Raw genomic sequence first — 9,699 nt, forward strand, 5'->3', positions numbered from 1 at the left:
GACTCCAGTCCGATCGCGGCGAGCTGGGTGCCGTCGCGCCGCGCGGCCGGCCCGGTGTTGACGAGCACGCGTGCCTCGCCCTGCTGCCACAGGTCCACCGGCTTGTTCCGATGCCGGGCGGTCCGGGCGAAGCCGAGCGCACCGAGCAGCGCGCCCAGCGGTTCGGCGTCGGGCGTGACCAGTTCGGCGAAGGCGACACCCGTGGGCACCACCCGCTCCGGCAGCGTGGCGATGCCCGCCGCCTCCTGGAGCATCAGCAGCGAGCGGTGGGCGTCGACGGCGGTGGGGCCCGCCTCGGCCTGCCGGAAGACGTCGTTGAACACCTCCAGCGACAGCGGCCCGTCGTATCCGGCCGCCATGACGTGCTCGACCAGCCCCGTGACGTCGAAGCCGCCCTGCCCCGGGAAGCACCGGTAGTGCCGGCTCCACTGCAGCACGTCCATCGCCATCAGTGGCGCGTCGGCGAGCTGGAGGAAGAAGATCCTCTCGCCGGGGATGTCCTCGATGCCCTTGGGATCGGAGCCCCGGGCCAGGATGTGGAAGCTGTCCAGGCAGGTCCCGAGCGCCGGGTGGCCGGCCGCCTCCACGATGCGCCACGCATGGTCGTACGTACTGACGTGTCGTCCCCAGGCCAACGCCTCGTACGCGACCCGGATGCCGAACTCCTCGGCCAGGCAGGCCAGTCGGCGCAGGTGGGACGCGGCGAGCGCGTCGTCGTCCTCGGCGAGCGGATGCACGCTGGAGCAGACGAGCACTGTGTCGCAGCCGAGCCGCCCCATCACCTCGAACTTGTGCCGGGCCCGCCGCAGATTCCGCTCGAACACCTCCGCCGGCACGGCCTCCATGTCCCGCATCGGCTGGTAGAGGTCGATGCTCAGCCCCAGATCCGCACAGCGGGCCCGCACCTCCTCGGGCGCGAGCGGACTGGCGAGCAGATCGTTCTCGAAGATCTCCACCCCGTCGAAGCCGGCCCGCGCGGCGGCGGTGAGCTTCTCGGTGAGGGACCCGCTGAGGGAGACGGTGGCGATGGATGTACGCATATGGAGCTCCTTCAAGACTTACCGAGCCCTACAGGGGGCGCGGCGAACTGCGCGACCGGCCGCGCCCCTACGACGCTCAGGGACGAACCCCGGCAACCCCGGCCAACTCGGCGATGTCGGCCAGCATCCGCGAAGCGTCCGGCTCCCGCCCGGTGAACAGGCGGAACGCGTCGGCCGCCTGGAACACCGCCATCCCTCCCCCGTCCAGCGTGGCGCAGCCGAGATCCCGGGCGGCCCGCAACAGCTCCGTCTCCATGGGGCGGTACACCACCTCCGCCACCCACAGCCCGGGATGCAGCAACTCCGCGGCGAACGGCAGCCCGGGGTGCGCGGCCATCCCCGTCGGCGTCGCGTGGACGACCCCGTCGGCCGCCCCCAGCAGCGCGGGCAGCGCGTCCGGCGTCGCCGCGGCGGCCCGCCCCGGACCGAAGTGCCGGTTGAGGGAGGTGGCGAGGTCGGTCGCCCGGTCGGGCATCGCGTCGACGACGGTGACGTGCTCCGCGCCGAGGGTGAGCATGGCGTGGGCGACGGCCGCGCCCGCGCCCCCGGCGCCCAGCTGCACCACCTTCTCCAGCGGGGCGTCGGGCAGACCGCGGGCGAAGGACGCGGCGAAGCCGGTGACGTCCGTGTTGTGGCCGACGGCGCGGCCGTCCTCGAAGACGACGGTGTTGACCGCGCCGAGCGCGGCGGCCTGCGGGGCGAGCCCGTCGAGGTGCTCGATGACGAGCTGCTTGCACGGGTGCGTGATGTTCAGCCCGTCGAAGCCCAGGTCACGGGCGGCGCGCACGAGATCGCCGACCGCCTCCGGCCCGACTCCGAGGTCGTCGATGTCGATCAGTCGGTACACATAGCGCAGGCCCTGCCGGTCGGCCTCGCGCTCGTGCAGGGCGGGGCTGAGGGAGGGCCCGATACCGGAGCCGATGAGGCCGACGAGATACGAGTCCTGCGAAGAGACAGGGTTCGAGACCTTGGGCACGGCGGGGCCTCCTGAGCGGCTCACTAATGTACGAACTAGTACGTTAGTCATAGCAGCCGGGGTGCGAGCAGGGGAAGCCCCCCTCGCGAACCCGACGGCAACGATGGCGGCGACGGGGACGAGGACGGGGCACGCGACAGGGAACTCGGCGCCGAGCCCCGGGGCACGGGCTTCTACAATCGCGGACACTGGCCCCTTGCCCGAAGGAACGCGATGACCAGCGTCGAAGAACCGGCACGACCGAACGGGCGCATCCGTGACGCCGCCCGCACCAGGGCCGAGATTCTCGACGTCGCGACCAAGGAGTTCGCGCGTTCCGGGTTCGCCGGTGCCCGGGTCGACGAGATCGCCGCCCGGACCCGCACCACGAAGCGGATGATCTACTACTACTTCGGCGGCAAGGAGCAGCTGTTCACCGCCGTGCTGGAGCGGGCGTACTCCGTGATCCGGCAGACGGAGCAGGAGCTGGACGTCGAACATCTGGACCCGGTCGCGGCCATCCGCCGGCTCGCCGAGGTGACGTTCGACCACCACGAGGCCCACCCCGACTTCATCCGCCTGGTGAGCATCGAGAACATCCACGAGGCCGAGCACATCGCCTCCTCCGAGATGCTCGGCAGGATCGGCTCGCCCGCACTGGACGTGATCCGCCGGATCCTGGAGTCGGGCCAGAAGTCGGGCCTGTTCACGGCCGACGTCGACGCCGTCGACCTGCACGCGATGATCAGCGCGTTCTGCTTCTTCCGCGTCGCCAACCGGCACACCTTCGGCGCCCTCTTCGGCCGCGACCTGGTCGACCCCGGCCGGCGCGAGCACTACCGCCAGATGCTGGGCGACATGGTGATCACCTACCTGACGGCGGACCGCGCGGCGGACTGAGGCCCCGGCGGCGAGGTGAACGGTCCCGGCCGGGTCTCGGCCGGATCCCGCCGGGAAGATCCTTCGGCATGACCTCTTGACACCCGGGAAACGTCGGCGCAACATCCGTAGCCAACCGCTATTAACTATCCAGTGCGTTACATAGCCGGGTAGCACCCGGCACGGCCGCCCCGCCACCCCCAGGGATCCGGCACCCCTCCCCCCTCAGCAGCACCTGCCTCCCTCAGCAGCACTTGCCTTCCTCCGCCTCACTCCGCCTACGGTGGAGATCCCTCGAAGGAGCACGCCGTGTCCGTCCCCGCCGCACCTCCGGGCCAGCCCAAGAAGGCCGCCACGGCCGCCTGGATCGGCAGCGCCCTGGAGTACTACGACTTCTTCATCTACGGCAGCGCCGCCGCCCTGATCTTCCCGACGGTCTTCTTCGACGAGTCCGACCCGGCCACCGCGACCCTGCTGTCGCTGGGCACGTTCGGTGTCGCGTACGCGGCACGGCCGATCGGCGCGCTGTTCCTCGGGCACTTCGGCGACCGGCTGGGCCGCAAGAAGATCATGGTCTTCACGCTGATCCTGATGGGTGTGTCGACGTTCCTGATCGGCTGCCTGCCCACCCGCGACCAGGTCGGCACCCTCGCCCCGGTCCTGCTGGTGCTCTGCCGTGTCCTGCAGGGCATCTCGGCGGCCGGTGAGCAGGCCAGCGCCAACTCCATGACGCTGGAACACGCACCGTCGGACCGGCGCGGCTTCTTCACCAGCTTCACCCTCAGCGGCACCCAGGGCGGGCAGCTGCTCGCCACCCTGGTGTTCATACCGATCGCCGCGCTCCCCGAGGACCAGCTGCTGTCCTGGGGCTGGCGCGTCCCGTTCTGGCTGAGCATCGCGGTCGCCGTCGTCGGCTACGTCATCCGCCGCACGCTGGAGGAGACCCCGGCCTTCACCGCGCAGACCGAGTCCGAGGGCGTCGCGAAGCTGCCGCTGGCCATCCTGCTGCGCGAGCACTGGGCGGACGTACTGCGGGTGATCGCGGGCGCACTGGTCGCCTCGGTCTCCACGATCTTCACCGTGTGGGCGCTGGCGTACGGCACGAGCGAATCGGTCGGCCTGTCCCGTTCGTCCATGTTGTGGGTGGGCGCGCTCGCCAACCTGGTCGCGCTCGGCGCGATCCCGCTGTGGGCCACGCTCTCCGACCGCATCGGCCGCCGCCCGGTGTTCGCGATCGGCGCGGCCGGCAGCGCGGTGATGATGTTCGTCTACCTGTGGGCGATCTCCACCGGCGCCTACCCGCTGATCCTGATCCTCGGCATCGTCACCTTCGGTGTCGTCTACAGCGCCGCGAACGGCATCTGGCCCTCCTTCTACGGCGAGATGTTCTCCACCCGGGTCCGGCTGTCCGGCATGGCCATCGGCACCCAGATCGGTTTCGCCGTCGCCGGTTTCGCCGTCACCTTCGCCGCGCAGATCGCCGGCCCGGACGGCGACGACTGGTTCGCGGTGGCCCTCTTCACCACGGCCCTGTGCATCCCTCCGGTCATCGCCGCGCTCACCGCCCGCGAGACCCACAAGATCCCGACCGAGCTCCTCGGCGTCCGCACCCCGCGCGAGAAGAACGACCGGGAGCGCGTCGCGGCCTGAGCCACGACCGGGTTCCCCCCGAGTCCCCGGACACCCCCGAGGTGTCCGGGGACTCGTGCGTGGCGCCGGGGACTCGTACGTGGCCGGGCAGCACGAGCGCGACCCGATGCGAAAGTACGCGCAGCTCAGCGGCATGATGGCCGCACCGCCGCGACAACGCGGCACCACACCAGGGGGACGATGTGAAGCCCGGCGAGAACCCGTACAGAGCCACCCCACCTCCTTGGCAGGGGTGGCCTTCGGCCGAGATGAGCCGACGGCGCTGGCGGACAGCCCTGCTGATCCCGCTCGTCGGCGCGGCCGGGTGCGGTCTGCTGTTCCTGCTCGGGGTGGGCGCGTTCGCGCTGCTGCTCATAGTGAGCCGACTGTCGGTCCCCGTTCCCGACGGGGAGCCCCTGGCCATGAGCACGGCCGAGATCACCGGTACCTGGGTCGACGAGCAGGGCGGGCGGCTGGAGCTGAAGGCGGACGGGACGTTCGCCTCGGACGGCGTCTGCGGCGACTTCAGCGACGACAACCTCGATACCGCCGTCGCGCCGAACCCGGGCGCGGGCACCTGGGAACACGGCACGTCGGACGACCTCGACACGGGGGACCCTGCATCGGAGGTCCATCTCACGTTCACACCGGGCGGGGTCTGGACCCAGTACGACGCCCGGGGCACGGCGAAGGACCCCGTCCTGTGGGAGTACATCGGCGACCCCGACGAGGGCAACCTGTGCGTTCTGAAGAAGGGGGCTGGACACACCCCGCAGTAGACACTGTCTACCTCCGCTTGGTAGACAGTGTCCATGAGTGAGCCGAACACGGGGCTGCGGTCCCGGCTGGTCGATGTCGGGGTCGAGTTGGTGACGGCGGAGGGCGTGCAGGCGCTGTCCCTGCGGGAGATCGCACGGCGGGCGGGGGTGTCGCACGGGGCGCCGCGCCGCTACTTCCCGACCCACCTGGAGCTACTGTCGGCCATCGCGCGGCGGGGCTTCGAGGAGTTGGCGGCCCAGGGGGCGGCGGCAGTCGGGGAGGGTACGGCGAGCCCGCGCGAGCAGATCGCGACGCTGGGGCGCGTGTATCTCGACTTCGCGCTCACCCACCGGGGCATGCATGAGCTGATGTTCCGTCACGATCTGCTGGAGAGCAACCGGTTGGGGCTGCGCGACGCCAGCCTGCCGGTCTTCTCCCTGCTGGTGGACCTGGTCGGACGGGTTCGGCCCGACGCCGACGCCCGGCTGGTGGCGGGCGCACTGCTGGCGAACCTCTACGGCATCGCCCAGCTGTGGACCTGGGGCAGCCTCCAACTCACCACGGGTGCCGCCGACTTCGTACCCCTGCTGAACGCCGCGCTGGAGGCGCACCTGGGGAGCGAGGAGCGATGACGGCGGCCACGTCGCAGGCCGGTGTCGACCGGGGCGCTCCGACATCCGCGCCGCACCGCCGTCTCACCCTCGCGAACAGTGTCCTCGGTGCCGTGATCGTCGCCCTCGACGGAACCGTGCTGACGATCGCTCAGCCGACCCTGCGGCGGGACCTGGACGCCTCCCTCACCGAGGCGCAGTGGACCAGCACCGGGTATCTGATCGCGGTGGCGGGGCTGTTGGTGTTCGCGGGGCGACTGGGTGACCGGTTCGGGCACCAACGCGTGTTTGCCTGGGGGGTGTTGGGGTTCGGCGCGGCCTCGGCCGGTATCGGGTTCGCTCCCGGTGTGGGCTGGGTGATCGGGTTGCGGGTCGTCCAGGGCGTCTTCGGCGCGCTGTTGCAGCCCGCCACACTCGGGATGCTGCGGGGCGCCTTCCCGCCCGACCGGCTGGGGATGCCCATCGCGCTGCGGACCAGCGCCATCGGTGTGGCGGTCGCCGCCGGCCCACTGGTCGGCGGTGTGCTCGTCGCCCAGCTGGGCTGGCGGGCGGTGTTCTTCCTCAACGTCGTACCGGCCCTGGTCATGGGCCTGCTGGCGCTGGCGGTGCGCACCCCGATGGTGAGAAACGCGGAGCGGGTTTCCCCCACCCGCCTCGACCTGCCCGGCGCCGCGCTGCTGGCCGTGGCCCTGGCGGCTCTCGTGCACACGCTGGTCGGGGTGGCGGAGCACGGCTGGACGGCGACCGGTGTGCTCGGCCTGCTGATCGGCGCCGCGTCCGCCTTCGCCCTCGTCCGGCACGAACGGCGCACCCCCGACCCGCTGTTGCCGCCCGCCGTGCTGGGGTCGGCCACGGTGTGTGCCGCGCTCGGGGTGCTGGTGGCCGCGTCGGCGGCGATGCTCGGCGCGCTGTTCGTGTGCAGCTTCGTCCTCCAGGACGTACTGGGCATGGACCCGCTGACAACGAGCCTCGTCGCGCTGCCCGGCGGCGTGACGATGGTGCTCGGGGCACCGCTGTCGGCCGTACTGCTGCGCCGGTGGGGCGCCCGTCCCACGGCCCTCACGGGCACGGTGCTGCTCACCGGCGGGGTCCTGGCGTTGTCCCGGCTGGGCCCGGGATCGTCGACGCTGGTGATCGGGGGCGGATTCCTGCTGCTGGGGGCCGGTTTCGGCGCGTTGATGGTCACCGCGACGGCCGTCGTCGTACGGCATGCCCCGCCGGAGTCGGCGGGGGTGGCGGGCGGGCTGCAACAGACCGCGATGAACGTCGGCCCCACGCTGGGGGTGGCGGCCGCGACCACGCTCATGCCGCTCGGCACGGGCCCCGCACTGCTGCTCCTGGCCGGTGTGGCCGCGCTCGGTGCACCCCTTGCCGTACGAATGCCCCGACCCGCCCGCCCCGCGAGGGATGGAACGCGATCAGTACGGAACGATGAAGACAGGAACGATGAACGAGAGCCGTAACCCGGGTCACCGGAGGAGAACCACCATGGAACGACTGCGCCGAGAGATCGAGCCGCGCGAGGCCGGCCTCGACCCGAAGACCCTGGCCCGTCTGGACGAGTACCTGGCCCTGCAGGTCGACGAGGGCCGACTGCCCGGCTACCTGCTGTCCCTGGCCCGTGGCGGTCGCGTCGCCCACCTGACGACGTACGGACAGCGCGACCGCGAGGCACGGCTCCCCGTGGAGACCGACACGTTGTGGCGGGTCTACTCCATGACGAAGCCCGTCACTTCGGTCGCCGCACTGATACTGATCGAGGAGGGAAGACTGTCGCTCTCGGACCCGGTCTCCCGCTACCTCCCGGAGTTCGCCGAGCCGCGCGTGTACGAGTCCGGTGCGGGCGCCGACGTCCGGACCCGCCCGGCCGAGCAGCCGATCCTCGTCCGCCATCTGATGACCCACACCTCGGGCCTGACGTTCGGCTTCTACTACGACCACCCCGTCGACGCGCTCTACCGCGACGCGGGCCTGGAGAACTCCGTACGGCCGGGCTCCGATCTGGCACAGACGTGCGCCCAGTACGCGAGCCTTCCCCTGCAGTTCGAGCCGGGCTCGCAGTGGAACTACTCCGTCTCCACCAACGTCCTCGGCCGGATCGTCGAGGTGGTGTCGGGGCAGGCTCTCGACGCCTTCTTCGCCGAGCGGATCCTCGGCCCGCTGGGCATGACCGACGCGGGCTTCCAGGTCGGCACCGAACAGGCGGGTCGGCTGGCCGAGTTGTACGGCGAGCAGGAGGACGGCTCGATCACGCCGGTTCCCGGTCTCCCGCTGCGCGGCCGGCCGCGCTTCCTCTCCGGCAGCGGCGGCCTGGCCGCCACCGCCCGGGACTACCACCGCTTCGCCGAGTTCCTGCGCCGGCGCGGTGAACTCGACGGCGTACGGCTGCTCTCCGCCGAGTCCGTCGACATGATGGCCACGAATCAGCTGCCGGGAGGCGTCGACATTCACACGCACGGCAGTGCGTTCCACCGGCAGCCGGGCAATGTGGGCGTCGGCTTCGGGCTCGGGGTCTCCGTCGTCATCGACCCCTCCGTGACCGAATGCCCGTCCTCTCCGGGCACGTTCGGGTGGACCGGGGCGGCGACGACGATCTTCTGGGTGGATCCGCGCCGGGACCTGACGGTCCAGTTCATGACGCAGGTGCGGCGGCGTTCCTCGTTCTCCGTGTATCCGCAGCTGAAGCGGTTGGTGCATGAGGCCGTGGTGGGCTGAGTCCGGAAGGCATGACCGCGGGTCGGTGGGGACTTGTCGCGCCCACGCGGCGGAGCCGCAGAGCGGGACACGGCCCCGCGCCCCCCGAACAGGAGCGGACCGCACCCCTAGTCGGTCCGCAACCCGAACTCCACACCGGCCCGTGCCAGTTCGGCCAGCCACGTCTCGGACCGTCCGCCCGTCTCCGCCGCCCGGCTGAGGCCCACCGGCAGTGAGCCGTCGAGGATGTGTCCCACCCCGAGGGCGAGGGGGCGGGACACCAGGCGGGCCATCGCGCTCTCCTCCTCCGTGCCGACGGCGTCGAGGAGGTAGCGGCCGGACCAGCGCTCACCCGAACCGGCGTGCACGTCGAGACCGACGGCCAGGACGACCCGGTCGCGGTCGGTGTCGGTGGTCGGATGGCGGGCGGCCAACTCCCTTGCCAGCGCGGCGATGCGCCGGTCGTCGCCGTCCTCCAGCTCCGCGAAGACCGGCGCCCAGGCGGTGAGCCAGCCGTCGAGGCGGAGGGTGCCGCGGACGAAGGTCTGCGGTTTCCAGGCCGGTGGGAGGCCGTACTGGCCGACGAAGGGGACGCTGTCGCGGTTCGGGTAGGCCTCGAAGGTCTCGCCGTCGACGACATGGGGGCGGGTGGCCGTCCAGGGCCGGTCGGCCGTCGTCTCGGCGCCGTCCTCGATGTAACGGGCGGGCGAGCGCAGGGCGTTGAGCACACCGGCCGGTGCCCAGCTGAAGCGGTACCTGAAGTCGTTGGGTACGGCGGGGACGCCGCCGCAGTACGAGGTGAGGCTGTACGAGGCGGCGGTCCGCGGACCGATCGCGGCGGTCGCCCGGGCGATCAGGCTGTGCGCGAAGAGGTGGTCGATGCCCGGGTCCAGGCCCGCCTCGGTCAGGACGGTGACCCCCGCGGCCGAGGCCGCCGGTACCTGCTCCAGGATCGCGTCCGAGACATAGCTGGAGCAGGCGAAGTGGGCCCTCGCCCCGACGCACGCCTGGAGCAGCGGGCCGTGGTCCGGGGCCGGGAGCATCGAGACCACGATGTCCCCGGGGGCCAGCTCGGCCACGAGCGCCGGCAGGGTGTACGCACGGGGCTCGGCGCGGCCCGCCAGACCCAGCG

Annotated in this window: 9 protein-coding genes; 6 read left to right on the forward strand and 3 right to left on the reverse strand. The window is 71.6% G+C overall.

The window, feature by feature from the left end; genetic code table 11:
• Both AWZ10_RS02225 and AWZ10_RS02230 read right to left on the reverse strand, forming a co-directional pair.
• On the reverse strand, nt 1–1,040 hold a 1,040-nt coding region (locus tag AWZ10_RS02225; RefSeq protein WP_159058195.1), incomplete at its 3' end, for a sugar phosphate isomerase/epimerase family protein.
• 76 nt (nt 1,041–1,116) lie between these two features.
• On the reverse strand, nt 1,117–2,016 hold the full coding sequence (locus AWZ10_RS02230) for a shikimate dehydrogenase (protein ID WP_060890311.1): 900 nt from the start codon (nt 2,014–2,016) through the stop codon (nt 1,117–1,119).
• Between the two features lie 213 nt (nt 2,017–2,229).
• Between AWZ10_RS02230 and AWZ10_RS02235 the strand changes: the two genes are divergently transcribed.
• From AWZ10_RS02235 to AWZ10_RS02265, 6 genes are all read left to right on the forward strand, one after another.
• Nucleotides 2,230–2,895, forward strand: coding sequence for a TetR/AcrR family transcriptional regulator (locus AWZ10_RS02235; RefSeq protein WP_046703721.1), 666 nt, complete (start codon nt 2,230–2,232; stop codon nt 2,893–2,895).
• Between the two features lie 288 nt (nt 2,896–3,183).
• Nucleotides 3,184–4,524 carry an MFS transporter gene (locus AWZ10_RS02240; RefSeq protein ID WP_046709737.1) on the forward strand — a complete coding sequence of 447 codons (1,341 nt, stop codon included), beginning with the start codon at nt 3,184–3,186 and terminating at the stop codon, nt 4,522–4,524.
• A gap of 248 nt (nt 4,525–4,772) precedes the next feature.
• Nucleotides 4,773–5,282, forward strand: a complete 510-nt coding sequence (locus AWZ10_RS02250) for a hypothetical protein (RefSeq protein ID WP_234361016.1) — start codon at nt 4,773–4,775, stop codon at nt 5,280–5,282.
• A gap of 33 nt (nt 5,283–5,315) precedes the next feature.
• Entirely contained in the window at nt 5,316–5,894 is a 579-nt protein-coding gene (locus AWZ10_RS02255; RefSeq protein ID WP_060890312.1) for a TetR/AcrR family transcriptional regulator, read from the forward strand.
• The gene (locus tag AWZ10_RS02260; protein ID WP_060890313.1) at nt 5,891–7,336 is read left to right on the forward strand and encodes an MFS transporter; all 1,446 of its coding nucleotides are present in this window, start codon (nt 5,891–5,893) and stop codon (nt 7,334–7,336) included. The genes AWZ10_RS02255 and AWZ10_RS02260 overlap by 4 nt, the downstream gene beginning before the upstream one ends.
• Nucleotides 7,337–7,361: 25 nt before the next feature.
• Complete coding sequence (locus AWZ10_RS02265) at nt 7,362–8,588, forward strand: serine hydrolase domain-containing protein (protein ID WP_046706047.1); 1,227 nt, start codon at nt 7,362–7,364, stop codon at nt 8,586–8,588.
• 107 nt (nt 8,589–8,695) lie between these two features.
• On the opposite strand, the gene AWZ10_RS02270 is transcribed toward AWZ10_RS02265, so the two are convergent.
• Nucleotides 8,696–9,699 (reverse strand): saccharopine dehydrogenase family protein (locus tag AWZ10_RS02270; RefSeq protein WP_060890314.1); only part of this gene is annotated, 1,004 nt, incomplete at its 5' end.

The organism is Streptomyces europaeiscabiei (genome assembly GCF_001550375.1).
Lineage (GTDB): Bacteria > Actinomycetota > Actinomycetes > Streptomycetales > Streptomycetaceae > Streptomyces > Streptomyces europaeiscabiei.